At 57.1% G+C, this 26,663-nt stretch carries 20 protein-coding genes, 1 tRNA gene and 3 pseudogenes; 11 read left to right on the forward strand and 13 right to left on the reverse strand.

The features are described 5' to 3' along the window. Positions 1 to 505 precede the first annotated feature (505 nt). From QPJ95_RS13215 to QPJ95_RS13250, 8 genes are all read right to left on the reverse strand, one after another. On the reverse strand, positions 506 to 1,735 hold the full coding sequence (locus QPJ95_RS13215) for a bifunctional alpha/beta hydrolase/OsmC family protein (RefSeq protein ID WP_270919975.1): 1,230 nt from the start codon (positions 1,733 to 1,735) through the stop codon (positions 506 to 508). Between the two features lie 194 nt (positions 1,736 to 1,929). Then, a complete protein-coding gene (dddP, locus tag QPJ95_RS13220; RefSeq protein ID WP_270919976.1) occupies positions 1,930 to 3,273 on the reverse strand; it encodes a dimethylsulfonioproprionate lyase DddP in 1,344 nt (447 codons plus the stop codon). Between the two features lie 173 nt (positions 3,274 to 3,446). Further along, positions 3,447 to 4,142, reverse strand: a complete 696-nt coding sequence (locus tag QPJ95_RS13225; protein WP_270919977.1) for a hypothetical protein — start codon at positions 4,140 to 4,142, stop codon at positions 3,447 to 3,449. 339 nt (positions 4,143 to 4,481) lie between these two features. Then, on the reverse strand, positions 4,482 to 5,276 hold the full coding sequence (locus QPJ95_RS13230) for a lytic murein transglycosylase (protein ID WP_270919978.1): 795 nt from the start codon (positions 5,274 to 5,276) through the stop codon (positions 4,482 to 4,484). A 93-nt stretch (positions 5,277 to 5,369) separates the two neighbouring features. Further along, on the reverse strand, positions 5,370 to 6,620 hold the full coding sequence (locus QPJ95_RS13235; RefSeq protein WP_270919979.1) for an Hsp70 family protein: 1,251 nt from the start codon (positions 6,618 to 6,620) through the stop codon (positions 5,370 to 5,372). Between the two features lie 95 nt (positions 6,621 to 6,715). Next, the gene (locus QPJ95_RS13240) at positions 6,716 to 8,458 is read right to left on the reverse strand and encodes a tetratricopeptide repeat-containing sulfotransferase family protein (RefSeq protein ID WP_270919980.1); all 1,743 of its coding nucleotides are present in this window, start codon (positions 8,456 to 8,458) and stop codon (positions 6,716 to 6,718) included. A gap of 154 nt (positions 8,459 to 8,612) precedes the next feature. Further along, entirely contained in the window at positions 8,613 to 10,019 is a 1,407-nt protein-coding gene (gene glnA / locus QPJ95_RS13245) for a type I glutamate--ammonia ligase (protein WP_270919981.1), read from the reverse strand. A 48-nt stretch (positions 10,020 to 10,067) separates the two neighbouring features. Next, positions 10,068 to 10,406 (reverse strand): P-II family nitrogen regulator, encoded by a 339-nt coding sequence (locus QPJ95_RS13250; RefSeq protein WP_270919982.1) that lies wholly within the window; start codon positions 10,404 to 10,406, stop codon positions 10,068 to 10,070. A gap of 171 nt (positions 10,407 to 10,577) precedes the next feature. Here QPJ95_RS13250 and QPJ95_RS13255 point away from each other — a divergent pair, with 171 nt between their 5' ends. Beyond that, complete coding sequence (locus tag QPJ95_RS13255; RefSeq protein ID WP_270919983.1) at positions 10,578 to 12,203, forward strand: NAD(P)H-hydrate dehydratase; 1,626 nt, start codon at positions 10,578 to 10,580, stop codon at positions 12,201 to 12,203. Here QPJ95_RS13255 and QPJ95_RS13260 read toward each other — a convergent pair. Beyond that, on the reverse strand, positions 12,200 to 12,676 hold the full coding sequence (locus tag QPJ95_RS13260) for a Hint domain-containing protein (protein ID WP_270919984.1): 477 nt from the start codon (positions 12,674 to 12,676) through the stop codon (positions 12,200 to 12,202). The two genes, QPJ95_RS13255 and QPJ95_RS13260, sit on opposite strands and share 4 nt — an antisense overlap. Before the next feature lie 259 nt (positions 12,677 to 12,935). On the opposite strand from QPJ95_RS13260, the gene QPJ95_RS13265 reads away from it, so the two are divergent. After that, positions 12,936 to 13,020: transfer RNA gene (locus tag QPJ95_RS13265), tRNA-Leu, on the forward strand. Between the two features lie 85 nt (positions 13,021 to 13,105). Here the strand turns inward: QPJ95_RS13265 and QPJ95_RS13270 are convergent. Together QPJ95_RS13270 and QPJ95_RS13275 are read right to left on the reverse strand one after the other, a co-directional pair. Further along, positions 13,106 to 13,303: a hypothetical protein gene (locus QPJ95_RS13270; protein WP_270919985.1), complete on the reverse strand. Its 198-nt coding sequence runs from the start codon at positions 13,301 to 13,303 to the stop codon at positions 13,106 to 13,108. Continuing rightward, positions 13,300 to 13,998: a hypothetical protein gene (locus QPJ95_RS13275; protein ID WP_270919986.1), complete on the reverse strand. Its 699-nt coding sequence runs from the start codon at positions 13,996 to 13,998 to the stop codon at positions 13,300 to 13,302. Before QPJ95_RS13275 ends, QPJ95_RS13270 begins: the two co-directional genes overlap by 4 nt. A gap of 206 nt (positions 13,999 to 14,204) precedes the next feature. Between QPJ95_RS13275 and QPJ95_RS13280 the strand changes: the two genes are divergently transcribed. The 8 genes and pseudogenes from QPJ95_RS13280 (at position 14,205) to QPJ95_RS13315 (ending at position 24,583) form a co-directional block, all read left to right on the forward strand. After that, the gene (locus QPJ95_RS13280) at positions 14,205 to 14,552 is read left to right on the forward strand and encodes a TroA family protein (RefSeq protein WP_270919987.1); all 348 of its coding nucleotides are present in this window, start codon (positions 14,205 to 14,207) and stop codon (positions 14,550 to 14,552) included. Between the two features lie 522 nt (positions 14,553 to 15,074). Then, positions 15,075 to 15,766: pseudogene (locus QPJ95_RS13285) on the forward strand (IS6 family transposase); the annotation flags it as partial. Positions 15,767 to 15,822: 56 nt separating this feature from the next. After that, positions 15,823 to 16,056 (forward strand): annotated as a pseudogene (locus tag QPJ95_RS13290) (transposase); the annotation flags it as partial. 298 nt (positions 16,057 to 16,354) lie between these two features. Next, positions 16,355 to 19,531, forward strand: a complete 3,177-nt coding sequence (locus QPJ95_RS13295; RefSeq protein ID WP_270919988.1) for an adenylate/guanylate cyclase domain-containing protein — start codon at positions 16,355 to 16,357, stop codon at positions 19,529 to 19,531. Between the two features lie 76 nt (positions 19,532 to 19,607). Beyond that, complete coding sequence (locus tag QPJ95_RS13300) at positions 19,608 to 20,495, forward strand: encapsulin (RefSeq protein ID WP_270919989.1); 888 nt, start codon at positions 19,608 to 19,610, stop codon at positions 20,493 to 20,495. A 12-nt stretch (positions 20,496 to 20,507) separates the two neighbouring features. Beyond that, a complete protein-coding gene (locus QPJ95_RS13305) occupies positions 20,508 to 21,359 on the forward strand; it encodes a DUF3237 domain-containing protein (RefSeq protein WP_270919990.1) in 852 nt (283 codons plus the stop codon). Then, positions 21,356 to 23,515, forward strand: coding sequence for a hydroxysqualene dehydroxylase (locus QPJ95_RS13310; RefSeq protein WP_270919991.1), 2,160 nt, complete (start codon positions 21,356 to 21,358; stop codon positions 23,513 to 23,515). The genes QPJ95_RS13305 and QPJ95_RS13310 overlap by 4 nt, the downstream gene beginning before the upstream one ends. Continuing rightward, positions 23,516 to 24,583 (forward strand): polyprenyl synthetase family protein, encoded by a 1,068-nt coding sequence (locus tag QPJ95_RS13315; protein ID WP_270919992.1) that lies wholly within the window; start codon positions 23,516 to 23,518, stop codon positions 24,581 to 24,583. 162 nt (positions 24,584 to 24,745) lie between these two features. Here QPJ95_RS13315 and QPJ95_RS13320 read toward each other — a convergent pair whose 3' ends face one another. After that, positions 24,746 to 25,219: a COG1470 family protein gene (locus QPJ95_RS13320; RefSeq protein WP_270919993.1), complete on the reverse strand. Its 474-nt coding sequence runs from the start codon at positions 25,217 to 25,219 to the stop codon at positions 24,746 to 24,748. Positions 25,220 to 25,367: 148 nt separating this feature from the next. Between QPJ95_RS13320 and QPJ95_RS13325 the strand changes: the two are divergent. Next, positions 25,368 to 25,905: pseudogene (locus QPJ95_RS13325) on the forward strand (IS6 family transposase). A gap of 221 nt (positions 25,906 to 26,126) precedes the next feature. Here the strand turns inward: QPJ95_RS13325 and QPJ95_RS13330 are convergent. Continuing rightward, positions 26,127 to 26,588, reverse strand: a complete 462-nt coding sequence (locus tag QPJ95_RS13330) for a DUF3987 domain-containing protein (RefSeq protein ID WP_270919994.1) — start codon at positions 26,586 to 26,588, stop codon at positions 26,127 to 26,129. Positions 26,589 to 26,663 lie beyond the last annotated feature (75 nt).

Below are 26,663 nucleotides of genomic sequence, written 5' to 3' on the forward strand. Positions count from 1 at the left end.
TCTAGTGCGATGTTATTAAAGTCAAACAAGGCTCTACTTGCCGCTTTGCTGGGGGCCGCAGTTGTTGGTCTGTCCGGTTGCGATCCCAATGCAACATATAGCGGTGGGGTGTATTATGACGGCTTGTTGTGGAATGATTATTACAATGGGCACCCAAGGCCGCCAAAGCCGCCGAGACCGGAACACCCGATTGAGCGCCCGCCCGGCAACCGCCCACCGGTTGCCCGTCCTCCAGTGGCGCGTCCTCCTATAGCCCGTCCGCCTGTGGCGCGGCCACCGATCCATCGCCCGCCAGTGGCAAGACCGATGCCGCGCCGTTAAACGGAGCCAATGGCTCCCGCCCGCCGCCGACCTCCCAACGGGAGGCACGGCTGCCGTTGGGCCCGGCGCCGCGCAAGCGCGGCGCCGGGCCCAAGACCGCAAGGGATCTCTGCGAAAGCAGATGCACCGCGCGGGGGCGGGAGTACACCGGGCCATCAGAGATCTGGTCTGCCGGTGAGCCTGGCTAGGCTGCAGCCGGATGGCTTTGCAGTCGGGTGACAATCTTGGCCCCATGTTCCAAAGTGCGGTGTACCGGGCATTTGTCGGCGATCTCCAACAAACGGCTGCGCTGCTCGGCGCTGAGCTCTCCCTGCAAGTGAACAACACGGGTGAACTGGTCGATGCGCGAGGGGTTGCCGGTTGTGGCATCCTGGGCGTGCACCTTGTCATGGCTGATCTCGACACGGATCCCCTGCAAGGGCCAGCCCTTGCGGCGGGCATACATGCGGACTGTCATCGAGGTACAGGCGCCCAGACCAGCCGACACAAACCCGTAGGGCGACATGCCTAGGTTGCTGCCGCCATAGGCCAGCGGTTCGTCGGCATAGGCGTGATGATCCGGGCCGGACTGGATATCCTGCAGAAACCCATCTGGGCTGACCTCGCTCACTCGCAAAATACCTTCGGGTGCGCCCGGCGGCGGGGCCGGAGGCGACAGGTCGATATAGCGCCCCGCCCAGGCGGCAATCATCTCGGCGGCATATTCGGCGTCTCGGGCACGGCTGATCAGGTGATCGGTCCCGTCCAGCGTGACAAAGCTTTTGGGATGTTTGGCTGCTTTGAAGATCTGCGCCGCATTCTCGATGCCGACGATCGCGTCTTGCGGTGCGTGCAACACCAGCAGCGCCGCGTTCAAATCAGCGATGGCGGTGCCCAGTGTTGCAGAGCGGATGTCCTCGACAAACGCCCGCGAGATGGTAAAGGGCCGACCTCCCAGACTGACTTCGGCGGACCCCCTGGTGTCAATCTCATCCAGGGCGCCGGCAAAATTATGCGCCACATGGCCAGGGTCAAACGGGGCGCCGAGGGTGACCACACCTTTGACCGATGGGATGCCACCCCGGGCGCGTAGCACCGCCGCTCCGCCCAGAGAATGACCGATCAGCAATTCTGGGGCCATGCCGCGGGTGGCCAGATACTGCGCTGCGGCGATCAGGTCGGTGACGTTTGATGAAAACGAGGTATTGGCAAATTCGCCTTCTGAATGGCCCAGGCCGGTAAAATCAAACCGCAACACTGCGATCCCCATCGCCGCCAGTCGGCCGGCAATGCGCCGCGCTGCTGGGATATCCTTGGAGCAAGTGAAACAATGGGCAAACAGGGCGGTGGCCAGCACCGGGCCCTCTGGCAGGTCCAGCCGGGCGGCCAGTTGGGTTCCGGCGTGACCGGGGAAGGTGATCTGTTGAGTGGGCATGGGGCGCGGCCTTTGCTGTGGGGTCCGCCTAGAGTGAGCACGCGGCAGCCGGTCGACAAGATATGCTACAAAAGCGTCACGCGAAGGTGATGTCGAGGCTGCCAGACCGCCCGCCAGACCGCCCGCCTGACCGCCCGCCAGACAGACCGGTCAAACCGCGCCTTCCTGCGCCACTATATGCCCTGGCACCGCACTCAGGCCTCGCCCATCAGCGCCGCATCAAACGGGTAGGTGGACAGGTTCTCGTAGCCATCCTCGGTGATCAGCACCTGATCCTCCAGCTTGATGGAGAAATCACCGCCAACCGCGCCGACGCAGGCCTCGACGCAGAGCACCATTCCGGGTTCCAGCGGGTAGTCATAGGCCCCGGCCACCGCCTTGTCCGGGTAGGCGACCAGCGGCCATTCATCACAGAGGCCCACCCCGTGCATCAGGCAGCCGTATTTCTGCGCCTGAAATTGGTCATCCAGTTGGTGACAGCTGGCGCTCAGCTCGGGGATCATCACGCCCGGTTTCAGCATTTCCATATTGGTCATGATATGATCGTGGGCGTGGCGCATGGCATAGACCATATCCGGGCGCGGCTTTTGGTCGCCGATCCACCAACTGCGCGAGATGTCGATGCAGATGCCGTAAGAGCCGATCAGATCGGTATCAAACGAGATGATCTCGTTTTGCTGGGTGATGCGGGGGCCACATTCCTGAAACCAGGGATTGGTGCGCTGGCCTGAAGAGAGCAGCCGGGTTTCGATCCATTCGCCGCCGCGCCGGATGTTTTCGGCGTGCAGAACGGCCCAGATGTCATCCTCGGAGGTTTTGCCGTCCCCGACATTGGCCCGGGCAAACTGCTCCATCTCCGCCACTGCGGTCTCGCAGGCGTGATTGGCGCAGCGCATGGCGAGGATCTCGTCCTTGCCCTTGATGGCGCGGGTCTTTTCGGTGACTTCTTCGCCCTCCATGATCTCAAACCCCTGCGCCTCGAGACTGCGCAGCCCGTGCAGCATGATCTTGTCAACCGCCAGCCGTTTGTTGTCGCCCGCGTGGTCCTGCAGCAGAACCCGGACCTCATTGGCAAAGACATCTGCGGCCACGTCCACCTTGTCGCCGCGGTCAAAGTAGAACAGATCTGCGCCGGATCTCTGCTCGCGCACCAATGGGTTGAAGGTCGACAGGAAGGGCGAGTTTTTATAGTCCCAGATCACCATATAGCCATCCGCACAGAGCAGCACCGCGCGGAACGGATTATGCGAGTTCCACAGCTGCATATTGGTGCTGTCGGTGGCGTAGCGGATGTTCAGCGGGTCGAACATCAGCAGCCCACCATAGCCACGATCGGTGATTGCCTGGGTCAGCCGTTGCCAGCGAAACTTCCGCATCTGGTCGAGGTTTGGCAACTGCAACCCGGCGGCTGACCATTCGGTCATCGCCAGCTGGCTGGGGCCGATCTCGATCCGGTTGTTGTCGTTCGGGCTGCCGTCGCCCAGCGTGGCGCCGCGGCTGGGATCAATTTTGCGAATGTCCCGGTAGTGTTCGGTCATAACAGAGTCCCTTAACTGCACAGATGTGTCCAGTGTGGAGACAAGCGGCCAGTAACGCCGCGCTGAATGCGACTTTTCTGACCGTCGCTTTTGCGCCAAGGAATCTGCCGTGCTGCGGAATCAGCGACTGTTCGACGGGCCTGCTTCATAGTGGGGTGATAACCGGCCCCTTATTAGAGAGCGCCTGAATCCATCACCAAGGCGGTGCAGGCGATCAATGGGGGAACCAGGCTGAAAAAATGATGCTCGCTGTTGCGCAACAGACCTCCGGCCCATGCCGTAAACCGCTGATAGGATGCGGGCCTGGTGGCTGCAATCGGCGATGGATGAGGCGAGGTTTGCATTTGAGAGCAATGAAGCTCCAGCTCGGTTGCTGTCTCTTCGATTGGCGCAAAGCGGTCATCCGCGCTGGGCTGAGGTTGCGGCTGCATCGAGCGGATATTGGCAAACACACTGAGAAATTGCGACCGCGTCAAAGTTGCACTTGGGTCCATCCATTCAATCTGTTCCGCAGCCAGGGCCGGCACCAATCTATACAGAATAACAGCCATCAGCATTTCGCTGAGTTCACTGTCACAATGGGTTGGAAAGTTAGGCTGCATGGAAATTTCCACGCGCTGCTGGCCTGGCCGTCGCTTCAGGCTGTCTGCAAGACTGTCTGCGGCTTCTGGCTGCTCCCCCATCCTGAGCACCAGACGGTATTGATCACAGGCAAGCGCAATCACGTCATTGGCGCGGGCGCTGAACTGATCGACCGAATGGCCGTATTCTTCCAACGTGTCGGCAATGATGCAGCTGCACTTGGCCAGCGCGCTGCCGGGTAGTCCGTAGTAGATTAGTCCACCGTAAAATTGAGTTCTCTGGGCCACCGTCAGGATCCTCCGCTCAGGTTGCTTCTTAGGAAACAATAGAAGCCGAAAACGCAGAAAATGAGGCGGGATGCGCGCAAATGCTAAGAAACTGTTTCCATATTGGCGACTCTGCCGAGCCGGGTAAATATTGAGAATTTTCAGATGGTTGAATTGGAGGTGATGATTTTCACGATAGAATTACGGCTGAACCGGGGCAGCTGACGGCCACAATGCTGCCAAAGCTGTTACAATCACGGCCTGCAAGCCGGGTTGTTTTCCTGTGGGCGTGTTCGCGATTTTCGCAACCCAAATTACACTTTGCGGTGCTCTGTATACTTCGCCGTAAAACCTTATGTCTTAGCGATCAATACCTGCGCCCATAATGGCCAGCGACTGTTGATAGACACTGGCCGCATTCCACTGTTTCAACACCGCATAGTTTGGCTCTCCGGGTTGATATCCTTTTCCCGCCTTCCAGCCTTTCTTGCGCAGGTAATTGGCGGTCGAGGCCAAGGCGTCTGCCATATCATAGAAATCGACCCGGCCATCGCCGCCCCAATCGACACCATATTGCAGCGCATTGCCCGGCAGAAACTGAGTATGGCCCAACTCTCCGTGTTTGGCCCCCCGGGTGGCCGGGGTGATGGCCCCCTGATCCACCAGCTTTAACGCGCCTATGGCATGGGGCAGAAAGAAGTCGGACCGCCGGCAGTCATAGGCCAATGTGGTGATGGCGGGAACGATCTGACTGTCGCCCATAAAATGGCCAAAGGCGGTTTCCATGCCGTGAATGGCGATCAGCACCCCGGCGGGGACGCCGTATTTTCTCTCCAGCGCGGCATAGAAACCAGCATTGCGTGCTTTGCGTTTGCGCCCCTGGGCGATGATTGTAGTCGAGCCGCGAATTTCCATGAACTTCTCCAGCGTATAGCGGAAGCTCTTTTGGTTGCGGTCGGCTGCTATCGTCCGGCTGGCGTATTGTGCCGTCTGCAGCGCCTGCAGCCCTGGCGTTTTCACGCCCGCCCGTCTGGCATCGCGGGCGAAATCCTTTTTCCAGGCGGTAAATCCTGCCGCTGTATTGCCGCAGGGGGCGGTGAGGGCCGGAGCGGCGAGGCAGAGGCAGAACAGGGATGTTAACAGGGGCAAACGCATAAAACTGGCTTTCACTAAAATGGACCCTGTTGAGCCTAGTGCCCCGAGCCCGAAAAACCATGGGAATTATGGGCAGTTTACTGTCACCGGGATTTAGTCAAAGGCGGTCGCAGCAGACAGTGCCAGACCGTCGGCGACGGCCGTCATCGCATTTTCCCGGTGGATTCTGGCCTCCGGGCAAAGCTGAGACATCCTGTGTTCGATCACTGTCATCAGCGACGAGCCGCCGACCAGAACAACCCTGTCGACCTGATCCGCGCGAACCCCTGCCAGAGCCAGGGTTTCAGCCGCGCCAGCGGCGATCTCGTCCACCTGGGTTGCCAGTGCGTTCTGTACCATGGCCTCAGTCAAGGGCACCATCAGGCCGCGCTCCAGGTCCTTTAGATCAATGCGCGGCGCCGGGTGGTCGGGCTGGTTGCTTTGGATTTTCCCGCGTTCAACCGCAAAGGCAATGTCGTGGCCCAACTCGTCTTCCAGCACCGTGACCAGTCGCGCCAGTTTTGTGGGCTCGGTGGCATTGCTGGCCAGATCCTGCGCCTTGTGGCGACTATCGGCAGCATAGAGGAAAGGGATCATTTGCCAGGTGGCCAGATCGTTGAAGATCCTGGCGGGGGCGGGCAGGGTGCCCAGGCCAAAGGCATTGCGGATGGCACTGCCACGCCCCAGCAGCGGCATCACATGATCGATGCTCAGGCGGCGGTCAAAATCGGTGCCGCCGATGCGCAGACCGTAGCTGGCCAGAATCTCGGTCTCACCGGAGTCTTGTTGACGAAACAGTGAAAAATCCGAGGTGCCGCCGCCGATATCGACGATCAGGCCAAGCCCCTTATCCGGAACGGTTGCACGGGCGGCGGCTTCGGGTTCATACATGAAGCGTACGTCCTGAAACCCTGCCGCCAGATAGCAGTCACGCAGATCCGTTTCGGCCTGGGCGTTGCGGGTGTCATCCCGGCTGTGAAACCGCACCGGACGGCCCGACAGCGCATGGGTGAATTCCTGATAGGTGGCGGCCTCGGCCCGGGTTTTTATTTCCCGCAGAAAGCGGGCGATGATTTCGATGAAATTGATGCGTTCACCGTTCAGCCGCCGCTCCTCCCGCAACAGCGGCGTTCCCAGCAGGCTTTTGAGAGCCCGCATGAAGCGGCCTTCCTCGCCCGCGATCAGGGCCTGGGTAGCGCTGGCGCCAATCCGCATCCGGCGCGGCTGTTCCTCAAAGAAAACAGCCGTCGGCAGGGTGGTCTGGCCGGGCTCCAGCTCCACCAGCCAGGGGCGGCCCGCAACGGCAATCCCTGCGGCGGAATTGGAGGTGCCAAAGTCTATGCCTAGGGTATTTGGGGCGGGCATTGCCGACTCCTGAAAAAGGACAGAGCCGGCGTCGCTATCACGTCAATTGGCAAACCAAAATACCCAGATGGGCAACTTGTCAGGAATATTCCGAATTAACGGATCTCAGGCCAGAGATTTGGATCGAGTTCAGCAACAAAGGGCGCAAGCATTTCCTCATACTTGACCCATTTGCGGACCGAGCGGCTGTGAACCGGCTGGCGGACCTGGTGCAGGCTCATGGTTCGAACCTGACCTGCGTGTTTATGAGGCTGGGCCATCGAGGGCGTCCAGTCGAGCCCGCAGTGTTCGGCAATGTTTTTGGTGGAGGTTTCGATGTCGCTGACAAGGTCCTCATACGAAAGGTCGAGAATTTCACCCGGCATGACCTTATGCCAATGCGCCATAATCTCGGCATACAGATTAAACTGATGGGCCATCGCTTTTAGGTCATATGAATAGGTAATAGCGCCTTTCTCGAAATGCCCGTGCCACTGAGACAGGGCCACATCCCGTGGATCGCGGCGAAGGTTGATGAAACGGGCATTTCCAAAAGCGGATTTCAGAACGCCGATATAGCGATAGTTTTCGGGCATCTTGTCAACGTAGGCCCGCGTGTCCGCAGGCAAGGGGGGGAGGTTTTCCTGTTGTCGATCTACAAGCTCTTTCAGTTCGTTTGGACCGAGTGGAAGATCATTTAAAAAGGCAGTGGCCAGTGCCTTCGAAATCTTGCGTTCACCTAACGGAGTCACGTCAGGGTGCGCTCCAAGTGTGACCTCGGTCAGCGTCGTGCCGGAACGGGGAAGTCCAACAACATAAATCGGTCTTGGGTCAGGGAAAGTCTGGCTTTCAGAAATCATCGGTCCAGGATAGCGGGAAATGATATTGTTGGTTAGCAAAGCCTGCTGGTCGCCGTCGTAGGGTGTCAGCAACGCTGTTTCTCGGTTGGCTTGTGCATAATAGCCGTCAGCAGAGGACGTTTCGCCGGCTCTCCGGTCGATGTGGGCCAGTGCGAATAGAATACTGGTTCGACCCGGGCCTTGGGGTTTTGTGGCAGCCAATGCACTAAGAAGAGTTTCCCGAAGCTCGGCATTTTGTTCCTTAGTTTGGAAGAGAGACAACTGTTCCATCGAACCGAAGCTGGTGGGATCCAGCTTTAGGACATTTAGTGAAACTTGCCGACATTCTTCCTGCCGCCCCAAATTCAATAGCTGGGTTGCCAGGGCTTTCAAGGTATCAGTACGTTGTGGATTCAAGGCCACAGCCTGATGCCGTAGCGAGAGCGCCTCGTCAGTCATGCCTTGGGCCGAAAGAAGTTTGGCCGTTAGTTTTAGGAGAACCATGTTTGAAGGGACTATCTTGAGAGCCTTGCGACCTGCATCCAATGCGGCTGATATGTGATCAGCCTTATCCAGAATATCTGCATTGAGCATCAACGCATCTTCTTTTTGCGGGGATATTGCGAGGACCTTTGCAACAGCTTCCATGGCTCCTTCAAAGTCTCCCAGATTGCGTTTGGCCAGAGCCAGGTGCATCCAGGACCTTTCATCTTTGGGATCGTTTTTAACGGCCTTGGTTAGAACTTTTATGGCTTTTTCATCTTGATCAATATCAACCAGCGCCATGCCGAGGTTGCGTCTCGCCTTATGGAACTGGGGGTCAAGAGCTAGGGCCTTTTGGTATAGGGGAATAGCCTCTCGCTTTTTACCGAGGGAGCACAGCGCCACCGCCGCGAAGTTTGGAAAATCCGGATGCTTTTTATGTCGGCGCATCCCGGCACGTGCGGATTTGAGGGCGGCTTTGTAGCGTTCCTGCTGAGTCAGGGCCAATGTCGCCTGTAAATCTGTAAATAGAGTCATGCGTTATCCCTGAGCCAAGTGAGTGAAAATTGCAAGTTGGGAAATACCTGTGCAGCGAGGCAAAGCAAGCGTTGTTTAGGCACGAAAAAGGGCGCCCCCAAAAAGGAACGCCCTGATATCTGTGTAGGGTGCGTGCTTGCACGCACCATTCAGCTTAGCAGCTGTAGTACATGCCGAACTCAACCGGGTGAGGCGTGTGCTCGAACAGTTCGACCTCTTCCATCTTGAGGGCAATATAGCTTTCGATCTGGTCCTTGGTGAACACATCGCCCTGCAACAGGAAGTCGTGGTCCGCAGCCAGGCAGTCCAGGGCTTCACGCAGCGAGCCACAGACTGTTGGGATACCTTCCAGCTCTTCTGCGGGCAGGTCGTACAGGTTCTTGTCCATGGCTTCGCCAGGATTGATCTTGTTCTTGATGCCGTCCAGGCCAGCCATCAGCAGGGCGGAAAAGCACAGGTAGGGGTTGGCAGCCGGATCCGGGAACCGGGCTTCGACGCGCTTGGCCTTGGGCGACTCGGTCCATGGGATACGAATGCAGCCCGACCGGTTCTGAGCCGAATAGGCGCGCAGAACGGGGGCCTCAAAGCCTGGGATCAGACGTTTGTAGCTGTTGGTCGCCGGGTTGGTAAAGGCGTTCAGGGTTTTTGCGTGCTTCAGGATGCCGCCAATGTACCACAGGGCCTCGTCCGACAGATCCGCATATTTGTCGCCCGCGAACAGCGGCTTGCCGTCTTTCCAGATCGACATGTTCACATGCATGCCGGTGCCGTTGTCGCCATAGATCGGCTTGGGCATGAAAGTCGCGGTTTTGCCATAGGCATGGGCCACGTTGTGGACCACGTATTTGTATTTCTGCAGCTCATCAGCCTGTTTGGTCAGGCTGTCAAAGACCAGGCCCAATTCGTGCTGACAGGAGGCGACCTCGTGGTGATGCTTGTCAACTTTCATGCCCAGACGCTTCATGGTCGACAGCATTTCAGAGCGCAGGTCCTGGGTTTCGTCGATCGGGTTGACCGGGAAATAGCCGCCCTTGAGGCCGGGGCGGTGGCCCATGTTGCCCATTTCATACTGGGTATCAGTATTCCACGAGGCGTCGGAAGCGTCGACCTCATAGGACACTTTGTTGATCGTGTTGCTGAAGCGCACATCGTCAAACAGGAAGAATTCAGCTTCGGGACCCATATAGGCCACATCACCGATGTCGGAAGATTTCAGGTAGGCTTCGGCTTTCTGGGCGGTGCCGCGCGGGTCACGCGCATAGGCTTCGCCTGTATCGGGCTCAACAACCGAGCAATGAATGCACAGTGTCTTCTCGGCATAAAACGGATCGATATAGGCACTGGCGGTGTCCATGATCAGTTTCATGTCCGAGTTTTCGATCGATTTCCAGCCTTCGATTGACGAGCCATCGAACATAAAGCCTTCTTCGATAAAGTCCTCATCGACCATATCCACGTCGACTGTCACGTGCTGCAACTTGCCGCGAACGTCGGTGAACCGGATATCAACATAAGCGACATCTTCGTCTTTGAGTGTCTTGAGAATTGCGTCTGCGCTCATTCCCTTAGTCCTTCTGATTGGATGATCTGTGTAGATGAATGCTGTGGGTTACAGCGCGTCCGAGCCGGTCTCGCCGGTCCGAATGCGAATGGCTTGCTCGACGGTCGAGACAAAGATCTTGCCGTCGCCGATCTTGTCGGTCTTGGCGGCGTCAACGATGGCTTCGATCGCGGCGTCGACCTGATCGTCGTCCAGCACGATCTCGACCTTCACCTTGGGCAGAAAATCCACCACATATTCGGCGCCGCGGTATAATTCTGTGTGGCCTTTCTGACGGCCAAAACCCTTGACCTCGATGACCGAGAGCCCCTGTACACCGACGTCTTGCAACGCTTCCTTCACCTCGTCCAGTTTGAACGGCTTGATGATGGCTTCGATCTTTTTCATGTCACGGGGCTCCTCACACCTTGTCGAGGCTGGTCAGATCACTTCTTATTAGGAACAGCAATGTATACTGAGCCATGAGTGAGAAAAACTGCATTCGCGCGACGCTTAATTGCCCATTTTGGCAGCGATACGCCTATTTTTTACGCGGAATTGAATCGATGAGGCCCCGAGATGACTGAACTGCTAACCGCTGCCCAGATGCGGGCTATTGAACAGGCCGCGATCGAGTCTGGTGAGGTGACTGGGCTGGAGCTGATGGAACGGGCCGGGCGGGGGGTGGTCGAGGCCATTTTTGAGCAATGGCCAGAGTTGGGTTCGTACGCCTCGGAGCGAGGGGCCAGCCCCTCGCGCTCCCCGGGATATTTAGAGCCAGATGAAAACGATCCGCTGCGCGCGGTGGTGCTGTGCGGGCCGGGTAACAATGGCGGTGACGGCTTTGTGGTGGCGCGACTGCTGAAAGAGCACGGCTGGGAGGTGGCAGTGTTTCTGTATGGGGATGCCGGGACATTGCCACCGGATGCCAAAGTGAATTGTGAGCGATGGGAAAGGCTGGGGGATGTCCATCTCTTCGAGGATTTTCAGCCTCCGCACGGAGCACCGGCGTCGCTCTATGTGGATGCGTTATTTGGGACCGGGTTGAGCCGACCGCTTGGCGCGCTTTACCGTGAGCTCTGCGGGGCGGCGGGGGCGGAGACCGGCCCTCCTCGCTGGGTGGCGGTGGATGTTGCGTCGGGGGTCTGTGCCGACAGTGGGTTTGTGCTGCGTGAGACGGCAGAACAAGGCCGCCCGTCATCGCCACCTGATCCGGCAATTGAAGCCGACCTGACAGTGACTTTTCACAGAGCTAAACTGGGGCATTATCTTGCCGCCGGGGCCTCGAGTTGCGGTAAAATTGTTGTCAAGGATATCGGGCTTTCAAGCGGTGATGAACGGAAGGGGGTTGTGGAGCTTACCACCCCGATTTTATGCGGGAAAAATGGAGCAAGCCACAAGTACACCCATGGTCACGCGCTGGTCCTGTCGGGTGGTCATGGCAACACTGGTGCTGCCCGGATGGCGGCGCGCGGGGCTTTGCGCATTGGGGCCGGGCTGGTCACATTGGGATCACCGCGCTCGGCGATGTTTGAGAATGCAGTCAACCTGACCGCAGTTATGGTGCGGCAAATCGACGGAGCGCCGGGGTTGGCAGAATTGCTTGAGGATGCGCGCTATAACGCTTTGTGTGTCGGGCCTGGAATGGGGATTCGGGCCGACACCCAGGCACTGGTTCTGGCGGTGCTAAAGGAAAGGCGGCCGACCGTTTTGGATGCGGATGCACTGACCCGGTTCAGCGTCAAACCGGCGGTGCTGTTTGATATGCTGCACGAGGACTGCGTGATCACCCCACATGGGGGCGAGTTTGCCCGGTTGTTTCCGGATATTGCCGAGAGGCTGGATGCGCCTGCGACCGCGGGCCCGGCCTATTCCAAGGTGGACGCAACCCGGGAGGCCGCGAAGCGCGCCGGATGTGTGGTGCTGTTCAAGGGACCGGATACTGTTATCGCCGCGCCGGATGGGCGCTGTTCTATCAATTCGGCGCAATACCAACGGTCGGCGCCCTGGTTGGCCACCGCCGGGTCGGGGGATGTTTTGGCAGGCTTTATCACCGGCATGATGGCGCGCGGATTTGCGCCGATGCAGGCGGCAGAAACGGCGGCCTGGCTGCATGTGGAATGTGCGCGCAAATTTGGCCCTGGTCTGATCGCCGAGGACCTGGCAGAGCAGTTGCCAGCGGTGTTCCGGGATCTGGGGCTTTAGGCGGTCGGGCGCAAATCAACAGTGCCAACAGTGGAGCCCGCCACCTCTAACCCGCCTGCGTAAATCACCTGCGGGCGCTCCAGTTTCACCGAGTAGAGGTTGACATTCTGTTGGCCCAGATCGCGGATGAACTCTCCGTCCACCAGAGACGAGGCGGACACAAGGGCCTGATCCAAGCCGAACAGGGCCTTTGCGCGCCAATCACGGGTCAGGATCTGCTGGTCTGCGGGCAAAATCATATCGGTGTCGGGGCGGGTATCGCCCAGCGAACCGGCTGCAATTGATATGGCTTGCATCAGGACGCGATGGCACGCCACATCCTGAACCCGCACCAGCCCGGCGCCGCGGGTGATAATAAGGTGGCCGGCGCGGATGTCCTGCACCAAGACCTCGCCGCTGCGTGTCAACACAACCGTGTCCCGCAGCAGTCCGGTCATCGGGGTGGATACTGATGATGAATGGCCCTTTTCCATACGCGGACTTATGTCCCGCGCAGGCCTGATGGACTGCGTTTTCATTGCGTTCTCGCCCTGTCTGCCTCAGCGTTTTTCCCTCAGACTGTGGCAAAAGCTTGATTCTGTCGCGGTTTTTTGCCGGTAAACGTAAACAAACCGTGAAATTTTCGGTTTTTGTTGCCGTCACGCCATAAGTGCCGGAATTGTCGATTTGCCCTCGCATCCGGTGACAAGCTTTGCTATCAGCGCCACACGTTAGGACATCCTGGCGTAGCGTGCGGGTGTGGCGGAACTGGTAGACGCACCAGATTTAGGTTCTGGCGCCGCGAGGCGTGGGGGTTCGAGTCCCTTCACCCGCACCATTTTTCCACCTTAACTAGTTGATATATATAAATTGACGGGCGCTGGGGTTGCTGGCTCCCCGACTAGCCCCCCATTTGAAGCGTGCTAGGTCGCTGCGTCTTCGAAGATCTTGTTGAGGTCGGCAACCTTCACCAATGCGCTGCGATCTATCTTGTGGATTACGATCCGTTGCGGGACCTCTTTGTTCCAGCGATAGATCTTGTCCCGGCCTATGCTGTAAAATTTAGGAACGTCACTCACCTTGATGAATATCTGTTGTTGTATTTTTGGTTGTTCGCTCATGCCTCTTCTTCTGACTTGATGTGCTGTTTCCGTTCCAGTGCTGCGCGAGCGATCTTTGCACATTCGCCGTAAATGTAGCTGTTGCATTCAGCGGTTTTGGGCTGGCGATCCAACATAACAATTTCACTCAGCGACGACCGCAGAAACTCGATTTCGATGACATCAAGGAGACCTTCTTTTGCAGGTCGGTCCAGGTCCTCTATCAACCGGTCGCTAATGGCCGTCGCCTCTGCCACTGTAACAGTGCTGTGGGGCGTTGAGGCCCCAGCTGCGCGGAAATTGTCGCAGACCTCTGAAAAAGTCGCGGCGTGTGCAAAAAACCATTCCCACAAATCGTCGTCTTTTGATTTGCCGCCCAGCTCATACCGCATCCGCATTTTTTGGTATTCCGTGCGCTTGCTGTCCAGCCACTGGCCGAAGAGCTCCATGTTGTTCATGGCCGCATGGGTGCCGAATTTCCCCATGATAGGTTCGGCCAGCATTTGGGTCAGCGTCAGCATCCCCGCAGCCTTCATGCGCTCATCAAGGCTTTGTGGTGCCGCAGTGGGTTGCATGGTTGCAATGGTCAGATCTGCCTCATTGACCCAGACAAGCACCGTGTCACCGCTGTTAATCAGGTTGCGGCCCTCGTCTGTCATTTTCAGGTTTGCCGTCTGAGCGTCCAGATCGTAGCCTTGAGCGCGGACGTGTTGCACAGGCTTCGCCGTTGCGGCGGGTGGGGTGCCGGTCTTTTTGACCCTGATCGTAAAAAGTCAGTACAACCGCCAGCTTTGATATTCAGCCAGCATTCCAAGAACGAAGTAACACGGAGAAGACTTATGTTCCTTTTAGTTTGCGATCACTTGCAGTGGTCGCAGCCCTGACCACTGCCGCGCATTTGACGCCCGCGATGGCGCAAGAAATGCGTAATCTCACCGACGAAAAAGGTACCGAGGTTTCTGTTCCGGTTTGCCCCCAGCGCATTGTGTCATTGCATGATTTAAAGTTGACAATCCCGCTGATTGAACTTGGCATTATTCCTGTCGGTAGCCATGGCCGCAGTGACAGCGAAACCACGGCGTTTTTCCGGTCGAGTGCGGCTGTCACCGGTGTTGATTTTGGCACCTCAGACAATACCTGGGTTGGCGGCAAGCCAGCTGATATCGAAAAAATCGCCAGCCTGAACCCGGATCTGATCCTGACAACCACCTGGCAGTCAGCGGATTTAGATCAGCTGCGCGCATTGGCTCCGACGGTGGTGTTTGATTAGACTAAACAGACCGAGTGGGAAATTTACGCCATGATCGCCGATATTGCTGGCGCCAACGATAAACTGGCCGTGATGGAGCGGCGCTATCAGTCGCAGATCGCCTTGATTCGCGAGGTGATCGACACCAAAACCATCATGGTCTCAACCCTGCATGCGCAGTCTAAATCCTTCTTTGCCTTCAACCCTTACTTCAATATCGGAAAGGTTCTGCTCGATGCAGGGTTTCAGCGCCCGGCCGCAATCGAAGCAATTCCAGACGGCGACCGGATCGATGTCAGCGCCGAAGCCCTGCAGGAATTTGACGGTGATTTCATCAAGACCACTTACCGGTCTTCACGCCAGCAATACCCAGACGCGGTTACTGGTTACATGGAATCCCTATTCCCCGGCTTTTGTGTCCAGCTGCATGCCTGCCGCGAAGGTCAGATGATCTATCTGTCGCGCGCCGAAGCGGCGGCGACTTCCTATTACGCGCTTGGCGCAGTGGCTTCCGCAATCCTGACTTCTCTTGGTGGACGGACTGTGTTGCATGGGTCGGGAAATTGCTGGAACGCGCCCTTTGCGGTGATGTTGTACGTCCGGTTCCCCCTGTCGCTCCGGAATGTGGAGGATTTGCGGCATGAGCGCGGGATCGAAATCAGTCATGAGACTGTGCGATTTTGGTGGAATAGCTTTGGGCCGTTGTTCGCCGCTGAGATCCGAAGAAAAAAAACGGGTTCAGCAACTTCGTGCTCTCTCAAATTGGAAATGGCATTTGGACGAGGTGTTGGTAAAAAACAACGGTGAAACCCATTATCTCTGGCGGGCTGTGAATCACGAGGGCGAGGTGCTTGAAAGCCATGTCACCAAGCGCCGTGACCGCAAATCGGCATTGAAATTCTTCAGAAAAACAATGAAGCGCTTTGGCCCTCCACATGTCATCGTGACCGACCTACTTCGGTCTTACGGCGCCGCGATGAAGGTCATCGGCAATACTGCCCGACAAAAAAACCGGGCGTTGGCTGAATAACCACGCTGAGAATTCCCACCTTCCGTTTCGACGACGAGAACGGGCAATGCTGCGCTTTCGTCGTATGCGAAGTTTACAGAAGTTCGTCTCAGTACACGCCTCGGTTTGCAATCACTTCAACCAGGAACGTCGCCTTTATTCACGCGGAAATTTCAAACTCAACCGCACCGCCACTCTCGCTGAGTGGCGCCAACTTGGCGCGGCATATAGGACAGTCATGTTGTCCTTGCAGAGACCAGTTCGAATTGGTCTGACAGCACCTACGCACTGGCTTACAATCTGGGTGTCTTCTTACAGGGCGTCGAGTTGCCCGAGGAGATGGCCGACTGGTCGCTGACCAGCCTGCAGACCCGGCTGATCAAAATCGGCGCAAAAGTTGTGCGACACGCCCGCGTCATCACATTCCAATTGGACGACGTCGCAGTCAGCGGCGATCTGTTCAACCGCATTTTGGCGGCTATCAATCGGTTGCGCGCACCGCCAGTGCCCGACTGAGAACGACAACAGCAAAATCTAAAGGAAAGCGGCTCGATATGTATGTCCAAATCGTGGTTCATTCCCCGATATGGGCAAAAGGTAGCACTGATGGAGCCGAACGTGGGGATCTGAACTGCCCTGCCATCAATAAATGCATGACCCAGGTTGAATGTAACGCCTCCCCCGCGCTCGCGCGTGACATTACCTTCTGGCGCTCTACTTGGGGAATGTCGGTCAAGATAAACTTTACGCAAATGTATAGGGACTTGAAAAACGCGCAAATTGGCGCGTTTGGATCTGACCTAAGGGGGCAGGGGTGTCACGGACTTTACAGGATTTACTTTCTGCTCATGGATTGAATGATCTAGTTGAACTCTTCGCCGTCGAAAAAATCGATCCCTCGATGGTGCATGATCTGACTGACGATGATCTTAAAGAAATCGGTTTAAAGCTCGGTCAGCGCAAGCGGTTCCGCGCGGCGATCAACACAGAAACGGTTCCGTTTCCCGCCCGCCCGCGAATGCCTGCGGAACGACGACAGCTCACAGTGGCTTTCATAGATCTGGTGGACTCAACCACTTTGGCAACCACGCTGGACCCGGAAGATCTGCGAGAGGTCATCACAAGTTATCTCGACATTGCTGTTGCGACGATGAAGGCCCATGGTGGTTTCCTTGCCTATACTCAGGGTGACGGGCTGATGGTGTATTTCGGCTATCCCGTGGCGCAAGAGGACGATCCCTCGCGTGCTATCCGTGCTGCATTGGCCACGGCCGCAGTCGTTCAGGGGATGGAAACGCTGGCACCCAATCCGCTGAAGGTGCGCATCGGTGTGGCTACTGGCCGGGTCGTTGTCGGAGATATGCCCGGCGATTCCGCGACCCCGAGGGATTTTGTTGTTGGAGAAACGCCAAACCTTGCTACGCGGATGCAAAGTCTTGCCAATCCCGGCGAAGTTGTCGTGGCCGAAGCGACCCAGCATCTGACCAGCGGCACCTTTGATTTCGACGCGCGCGGATCGGTCTTGGTCAAGGGGTTTGGCGAGCTTCGCACCGTTTTTGCAGTGATACGGGAAACCACCGGCAAGAGCCGGTTCGATGCACACGCAGTGGATGGGGTGCAATCGATCGTTGGCCGAGAAGCAGAACTTAAGACGCTCGCCGGTTATTGGGATGCAGCCTGCGCCGGCAACGGGAATATTTGCCTGATCGAAGGCCCCCCGGGCATCGGCAAGTCCCGGCTGGTGCGTGGTATCTATTCTCTGGCGGGCCGCGCGGCGGTTGAATGGCAATGCGCGCCACACCTGACCAACCGCGCATTGCACCCGATGGTGGCCGAACTGGAGCGTGATGCCGGGATCAAGCGCAGCGACACCGCAGACATCCGGCAAGCCAAGGCAGCGGCTCTGATCGCGGATACACAGGGTCTGTCTGAAGCCGACCTGCCTTATCTGGCCAGTCTTGTCAGCGCACCAATGGAAAATGGTGCGCAGCTGGAAGCTCAGGTCCGCGCCCGGTTGACGTTCGAGGCTCTAAAGCGGCGCGTTGAGGGTATGACAACCTTAGGACCGGTGCTTGTCGTGCTGGAAGATGCCCATTGGGCCGACCCCACGACGCTGGAATTCCTTGATCTGTTGTCCGAGCATATAGCGGATCTGCCACTTTTGCTCCTAGTGACCTTCCGTCCTAGGTTTACACCGTCCGACACTCTGAAATCGTCAGGCGAAACGCTTATACTGGAGCCGCTTGATCCTGATGCTGGAATCGCTCTGGTAAACAATATCGGAGGCGAGGGTACCCTGCCGGTGGTGTTGGCACGGCGGATTATCGAAAAAACCGATGGTGTGCCACTGTTTATCGAAGAACTGACCAAATCGATTCTTGATGCGGCGCTGGACGATGACGCAGTGATGGCAGAGAGCCATGATGTGGTGGACATCCCGACTACGTTGCAGGCTTTGTTGATGTCGCGCCTTGACCGAACCGGGGTGGCCAAAGAGGTTGCTCAGCTTGGCGCGGTTATAGGACGCGAGTTCACTGTGCAGATGATCAACGCAATTGCGCCGGTCGGTTCGGATCTGGATGTTTCCTTTCAACTGCTGGAGGGGTCCGAACTTCTCCATCGTGGCGGGCTATTGGGACCGGAATACTTCGTGTTCAACCACGCACTTGTGCAGGACACAGCCTACGAATCCATGCTGCGCAGCAGGCGGCAGGAGGTTCACCTCGCACTTGCCCTCGCAATGTTGAACGGGGAACCGGCATTTGGGGTGCAAGAGCCGGAAACAATCGCCAGGCATTGCGAATTCGGTGGCTTGATAGAAGAAGCGATCGAATATTGGACGCTGGCGGGTCATGAAGCGATGGACCGTGTCGCGAACCTTGCCGCCCTCGCGCACTTCACTTCGGCTTTGCACCTTCTGGAAAACCAACCCGAAGGATCAAAGCGCGAGGATTCAGAGCTTGGTATCCAGATGGCGCTCATGGCTGTCAGCATGTCGATCTATGGCTGGGGCTCTTCCAAGGTAGCGGATGCTGCGTTTCGATCCCGTGACATCGCGCGCAGCCTGAATAATGGCGAAGCGCTTTATGGTGCGACCTGGGGTATTTGGACGATGCACTTCCTGCGCGGCGAGCTTGTGCATGGGATCAATGTGGCTCAGGAAGTTAGCAACATGGCCGACGCGGTTGGCGCGCCACTGCTGCTAACGACAGCTGATCACGCCGTGTGCTATACGCAATATTACCGTGGTGAATTGCGTGAGGCCTTTGACCGTTATGTTTTGGGTATGTCGCGCTTTGATCCGGCTGTCGATGTTGAGATCATGAAAAATTTCCAGATCACCAGCGGGCTTGCGCTGATGGATTCCGGCGCTGCTTCCGCGTGGCTCATGGGCCGTGAGGCAGAGGCAGTCGAGGGCATGCAGCAAATGTTGAGCTATATGGATCAACTAGATCACTCTCCGTCCTATGCCTATGGGCTTGGCGCACTTGGGCACTTTTCCATGGTCCAGCGCAACTGGGCCCGGATGGCCGAAGTTGCGGAGCAGAACAAGGCACTGTCCTCAGATCTTGGATACCTGATGTGGGAGAGGGTGGCGGATTTGCAACTCGTCATTTCACGCGCGTATTTGGACAACAAGCTGGCCGAGAGCGTGGACCAGGCACGCACGGCACAGGATCAATTTACCGCCTCCGGAACCCGCTTAACGGAGCTGCTCAGCATCCCACCCGTCGTGGAAATGATGATCGCGGCCGACCGGGCCGAAGATGGGCTGAAGCTGGTGGAAGACCGGATCGCACGCGCGCTGAAACACCATGAAAGATTGAACCTTGCAGATCTGTACCGGGCACGCGGATTGGCCTTTCAGGCGCTTGGAGACCTAAAGCGGGCGCAAGGTGATTTGGAAATCGCCCGGAAGATAGCACAAGCTCAAGGCGCGGTGAAACTAGTTGAACGCGCGGAATTGCAACTGAAGGAATTGGTCGCCTGAGCGACGGGGCAATCTTGAGTACGCCTCAGCCGGAATGAAATTTTTTACGCTGTAACGGTGGCATAGGGGAAAAACCATGAGCGAAACGTTAAACTGGAATGACGATCAATGGAACAAGGTCCGCCAGACCGTTCACGATCAGGCGTTGCGCGCTCGCGTCGCAGCTTCGTTTCTGCCTCTGTTCGGACCTTTGCCCAACGATGCGCAAATGGTGCCGTCCAACACACTGAAATACCACAGCCCAGGTTCGGGGAGCGTCGGTCGAATGCGCATTGACGACTACACGTCAATTCGGCTGACTTCGCTTTCCGTGAATGTCTATCTCAAGAATGCGCAGGTCGCTGATCCTGAACTGACCAGCGCGCTTATCATGTTTCGCCGCGCCGCCAACATTATTGCGCGTGTCGAGGATGCAATCATTTTCAACGGTCAAGAAGACACTAACGATGGTCCCAAGAGCGATGCCGGGATTAGTATCGCCGATAAAGTCTGGCGCGTCAGCGGCGGGCAGAAAACGCTGGGCCTGATCAAGGAGGGCGAGGACGCAAACAAGCAAAAGATTGAGCCAGACAATGAAGATTCTGATACGGGGCAACAGGTATTTCATGCCGTTGTGAACGCGATCCAAAAAATCGAGAAGCAAGGCTATCACGGCCCCTTTGCCTGCGTGATGTCCGATAGTCTATTTACTGCGATCACCAAGCCAATGCCGGCGTCGATGATCCTGCCGCGTGACAGCATCCTGCCTTTCCTCGATGCACCACTTCTACGTTCCAGTGCCTTGCCCGACGGAAAGGCCATTGTTGTGTCGCTTCACGGTGCCCCGGTCGAGATTGTCGTCCCCAACGACATCTCGGTGCGTCACCTGCAGACGACCCCCGAGGCAGAGCATGTCTTTCGGGTGCAGCAACGTTTTGTCCTGCGCATCAAAGAGCCAGGAGCGATCGCGACAATCTTCAAGTAAGGGCCGGTCGCTATGTCTGAGTATACCGCCAACGGCCTGACATTGCACTGGAGTGAACCCGTCATTGACGCGGCTCGCGGGATGCAGCGCGTGGTAGTAAAAGCGTCTCCGTCTGACCCGGCCAACGTCCTGCGCATCATTTACGCGCAAGGAAACGGTCCGGAAGGCATGATCCGCGGGTGGCCGACGGGAAGCGACACTGAAACCGGGCTACAGACCTTTGCCGCCGATCTGCCGCGCGCTCTTCCAGGTAAGAAACTGCGTTGGCGCCCGGTTCTGACGAGCGGCATCAGGGAGGCGGACCCGGGTAGGGGCTGGCAAGAGGTGGAGCCACCTGCGTCACCCCGTCCGCCTACGGATACGAAGCCCTTCAAGCATCGACTGGAGTTTTTCGCGCGCGCCACTGCGCCGCTTGATCCGAACCCCATCGTGATCGGTGACACGCCCGATGGGCTTCACATTGTTTACCCGCTTGCAAAGGGTGGCACGGTTATCGGCCCACGGATCAACGGCGTCTATGATCAGCACGGCGGTGACTGGATGAGAATTCGCAGCGACGGGATGGGCGTTGTCGGCGTGCGCGCAGTGCTAAGAACCTCAGACGGTGCGAACCTGTTGACCGAGTACAGCGGCCTCGTCGATTTCGGGCGCGACGGTCAAAAGCGTCTTCTGAGCGGCGACCCACCTCCCCAGGCCGAGGCCTGCCTGACGCCGCGTTTCGTGACAGCGCACCCTGACTGGCTGTGGATCAACCGCTTGCAGATGATCGCGTTCGGGCGTGTCACATTCGCGACGCTGCTTGTCGAATATGACCTTTATATAATGCACTCCGAGGCGACAAACGTGGATGAGGAAAACGCATGACCGAGAAAGTTGTAATCCTGGGTGGCGGCGTCGCTGGTATGAGTGCTGCACACGAGTTGATCGAACGGGGATATGAGGTTGAAATCCTCGAACGTCAGATCGTCGCGGGCGGCAAGGCGCGCTCGATTCCGGTGATGGAGGGGCAGGGAGATCACGGTTCGAAAAAGCGCCATATGGAGGCGCTAAGGGAATGGCGGGATGTCGACGGTGCGAAGGTCCCTCCAGGAGTGAAACGCCCGTGGCTGCCGGGCGAACATGGTTTCCGCTTCTTTCCCAACTTCTACCGCCACATCCCCGATACGATGTCGCGCATCCCCTATTACAACAAGGGAACCGTGCTGGATAACCTCACGGACGCCACGGGAATGCTGGTCGCGCTTTATGACGAGGCGGGGATTGTTCTGCCGGAACGCTTCCCGCGCAACCTCAAGGAAGTGTCCAACGCGCTGCAGACTTTTCTCTACGGGATTTCGCCCCGCGATCAGATTGCCTTTGACGATATCGAACATTTCGCCGGTTGCATCTGGCGGATCATGACGACCTGCAAGGAGCGCCGCTTTGACGAATACGAGCGCATCGGCTGGTGGGAGTTCATCGGGGCGGAAAACCGGTCAGAAGCTTATCAAAAATTCCTTGCTATTGGCATTACCCGATCTCTGGTGGCGGCCAAGGCGCGCGCGGCAAGCACCAAGACGATCGGCGACATCTTTATGCAGCTGCTTTTCGGGATAATCGCACCCGAATCCGCCTCGAACCGGCTATTGAACGGGCCCACCAATCTCGTGTGGATCCAGCCCTGGCTGGACTATCTGCAAGAACGCGGCGTGGTCTATCATTTCGAAACCACCGTGACTGGGATCGACTGCAAGGGCGGCCGCATCACTGGTATCAGCGCCGAGAAAAACGGGCTGCCCTATCAGGTAACCGGCGACTGGTATATTGGTGCGCTGCCAGTTGAGCGCATGGCACCTCTGATCACCAAAGAGATGTCCGACATCGATTCCTCTCTGGCGCAACTGACGTCGCTGGCGCGGAATGTGCAGTGGATGAATGGTATTCAGTTCTACCTCACTCGGGACGTCAAACTGATCGATGGCCATGTGATCTTTATCGACAGCGCATGGGCGCTGACGGCGGTGTCGCAGCGGCAATTCTGGCCCGATATCAATTTCGAGAACTGGGGCGATGGAAAAACCCGTGGGCTTTTGTCCGTCGACATCTCGGAATGGGATTATCCAGGGATGAACGGTAAGACCGCGCGAGACTGCACTCGCCAGGAGATCGCCGATGAGGTCTGGTCGCAGCTCAAGCGCAGCCTGAATTACGACGGCCAGGAGACGTTATGTGATGAAGACCTGAAATACTGGTTCCTGGACCCTGATATCGTCAACGACCCAAGTGATCCGGGACGGATGACGAATGTGGAGCCGCTCCTGGTCAACCGCGTGAACACGTGGCGTTTGCGTCCCGAGGCCGGCACCCAGATCCACAATTTTTTGCTCGCTTCGGACTATGTGCGCACGAATACTGATCTGGCCACAATGGAAGGCGCCAACGAAGCGGCCCGGAGGGCGGTGAATACGATTCTTGAGCGCGGCGGGTCAGAGGCCACGCGCTGCAAGATATGGGATCTGCACGAACCTGACGCACTGGAACCGCTGCGGGCGTATGACAAGGCGCGCTATCATGCAGGTCTGCCTTGGGATGACCGGCTGACAGTTGCGGTGCAGGCCTCGCTGAAGATGGGGCAATCAGCCGTGGGCACCGAATATGGCGGCGATGGTCTGCTTGCAGTCATAGCCCCCTTCACGGCCGAGATGTCCAAGCCCGACAGCCTGCTGAACGATCCTGTTCTCGCCGATGCTCTGCGCATGATCGGCCCTCCAAAGGGCATTATGTCAGCGATCGCTAGGGATCTCCCCGGATTGGGTGGTAATTTTTCCGGAACAAAAGAGGTCTCGGCTTTGGCCGGAGATCTCGCCGGTAGGACCGATCTTGTGAACAAGCCACCTTTGCCGGGGTCTGAAAATGGCGTAGGCCCCGATATCCTGAAAGCGCAGATCGACGATACGGCCCATCCATTGGGCGCGAAACACAGCAACAACGACGACCCGACCGAGCCGGTACCACGCCTGCGTGTGACACAAATCGGGTAGATGGCAATGGAGCAAGCGGCGGCAAAGCCCGACCACACGGCGTTTCTAAACACGCTGCAACGCTACGGCGATGCTGCGCGTGCCGCGCTGCTTGAGCGTATACCAATGGCAGAGCCATATGCTCACCTTTATGGCCCGATGCGGGCCTATATCGAAAATTCCGGAAAAGGTCTGCGCCCCGCACTTTTGATTGCGACCTGCAAGGCGTTTGGTGGTCGCGAAGAAGATGCGCTGCCCTCGGCTGCGGTGATCGAGCTTTTGCACAACGCTTTTCTGATCCATGACGACATCGAGGATGTCAGCGATTTCCGCCGCGGGCGGCCCTGTCTTCATCACGAAATCGGCGTGCCGCTAGCGATCAATATGGGCGATGCGATGCAGACCATGGCATTGCGCCTGCTGCGCGGAAATCTGAGCACGTTAAGCCCTAGGACGGGTGTCCGAGTGGTGGCCGAGTTCGACCATTTGCTGAAAGAGTCGATGGAAGGTCAGGCGCTTGAGCTGGGTATGATCCGGGACAATACGCTTGATATCGGACCCGCGGACTATCTTCGGATGACGTTGAAAAAGACCTGCTGGTACAGCTTTATCCAACCCTGCCGTATCGGCGCTCTGATCGCCCGGCCGAATGATGTGGCATCGGGGAGGTTGCAGCTCGACGATTTTAATGCGTTTGGCTTCTTTCTAGGGGCGGCTTTTCAGATACAGGACGATGTGCTTAACCTGATCGGATCGCAGCAAAAATATGGCAAGGAGATCGGTGGAGATATCTATGAAGGCAAGCGCACTCTGATGCTGGCAAGGCTCGCGAAGCTGGCCGATCTGGACGAGCGGGACAAACTGCATAGCTTCCTCGCCAAGCCTCGTGCGGCCCGGTCGGAAACGGAAATCAGTTGGGTGCTGAACCGGATGCAGGCACATGACTGCATCTGCTACGCCCAACGCGCAGCGCGCAATCTGCTGGAAGCCGCGCAAAAAGCCTTTGATCCGCTTTTCTGCGATGCTCAGCCCGAAGATCGCCAGTTCATCTCGGATTGTATGGAATACATGATATCGAGGGATGTCTGACGCCAGGTGGCCACTTCATTTACCCGCCTGGACCTATACTTGTCGCAAAAGTGTCGTTTCGCCGCCACCGTATCTCAAGAAAAAACAAAGTGGTTGGATGAGATCGGAATACGAACCCGGATTGCCGGATGAGGACCAGTGCCCAATCGGACCGATAGCATCCTAGCTATTTTGGTTCACTTCATATTCCACGATAAAAATTACAGAATCCGGATTGTTTCCGGTCACACGACCGCTATAGACGCCCGGTTTGGTCGAATGCGGGATCTGTACATGCACTTCTAAGCGCTGACTGCCGCCCGGTGGGATGGTAAGTTGCGCGGGTTTCAATTGGATGAGATTAGCGGAAATGGCGCAACCAGAGCGGCTTTGAAGGTCACCAGGTGACAGGTCGAGTGTTACAGGTCCGCCATCATCATTTGCCGCAATACTTAAAACGATCACACCGCTTTCACCGGGTTGAACCAATTTACGGCACCGAAACCGACCGCCCAACGCGTGTTGTGGCCCTGCCTCCGTTGACAAGATCGACAGCGCAATCTTCTCCATATCAACATTGTCGTCGACAATTTCAGTGTCGACTTCGGTTATCTTGTCAATTTGTTTTTGCCACAGTTTTCGCTCAAAATAGGGCACTGATGCGTCCTCCACTGCTTGGACCTAGTGTGCGGTCTCATAGGTCCTCTGTAAAGGGAATTGACTTTCGAACGGACAATACGGCCCTGTCGGTCCTGTCAGAGGAAACTCGGTTGTGAAGGGCAGGGTGGCGATTTTTCTTCTCGGCATGACCAAACACAGCCCATTTTGGTATTTCCAGACCAGTCCCGATATCATCCGCCTTGCGGTGGTGTTTTACGTCCAGTTCCCCCTGTCGCTCCGGAATGTGGAGGATTTGCGGCATGCGTGCGGGATCGAAATCAGTCATGAGACTGTGCGATTTTGCCGGAATAGCTTTGGGCCGTTGTTGGCCGCGGAGATCCGAAGAAAACGGGTTCAGCAACTTCGTGCTCACTCAAATTGGAAATGGCATTTGGACGAGGTGTTGGTAAAAATCAACGGTGAAACCCATTATCTCTGGCGGGCTGAAAATTCACATCTGCCATTTCGACGACGAGAGCGAGCCATGCTGCGCTTCCGCCGAATGCGAAGTTTGCAGAAGTTCGTCTCCGTATACGCCTCGGTTTACAATCACTCCAATCGCTGCCCGGCAGGGTATGTTTACATACCCGAGAGGGGTGGAACGTCACCTTTATTCACGCGGAAATTTCAAGCTTAACCGCACCGCCGCTCTCGCTGTGTGGCGCCAACTTGGCGCGGAATAAAGGACAGTCATATTGTCCTTGCTGAGACCAGTTCGAATTGGTCTGACAGCAGGGGAAGTCACGCCTCAGGCGTCAGTTCTGCAACAACGCCGTGTAAAATGTAGCAGGATCTGCGAAAGGAAAAACTACGAATTTCCCTCTATAGCAAATGGCGTCAGTCGCGGCAGTATCGCGAACTTTTCGCGAAGTTGTCCGGGACTTGTGGACGATTTATCTTGAACTTAACTTTGAGATACCTGCGCAGCTTTCCATAATTCTCTGGTCCAATAGGCCGACAGCGCCGTCAAGGCCACGCGGCAGGCCTCGTCGATATCTGGGTAACGGGTGGCCCAATTGAACATAGTAGACAAAGCGACGTCCATCCTAGCGCACCACTGTTCCGGAAATTCTCCCTGCCGGACCAACAACCCATCATCACCGCTGCGAACCAATAAGGTGTCCAGTTTGTCAGGCTGGGTGCCTCCGAGAACAGCAACGGACAGGTGGTCAATGATGATCGGATCGGGGCTATTCTTGCGGTCAACTGTGTAACTGCGCCCCCCGAAGGCTTCCAGCCAGAAAGGGCGATCGCCACCACCATTGTAGCGGTCCATTGATCCAAGCCAACCCGACAGCTCATCCCGCGACAGCAACAATCCGCGCCACGTCGCCTGCACCAGTTCAGCCACCTTTTCAGTAGTCACGTCTGTAACCCGAATGCGCTTGCGGAACGGGGCTATCATTGGCCGCCGCGGCTTTTGCAACGGCTTTCCACTGCG

Source organism: Parasedimentitalea psychrophila, assembly GCF_030285785.1.
Lineage (GTDB): Bacteria > Pseudomonadota > Alphaproteobacteria > Rhodobacterales > Rhodobacteraceae > Parasedimentitalea > Parasedimentitalea psychrophila.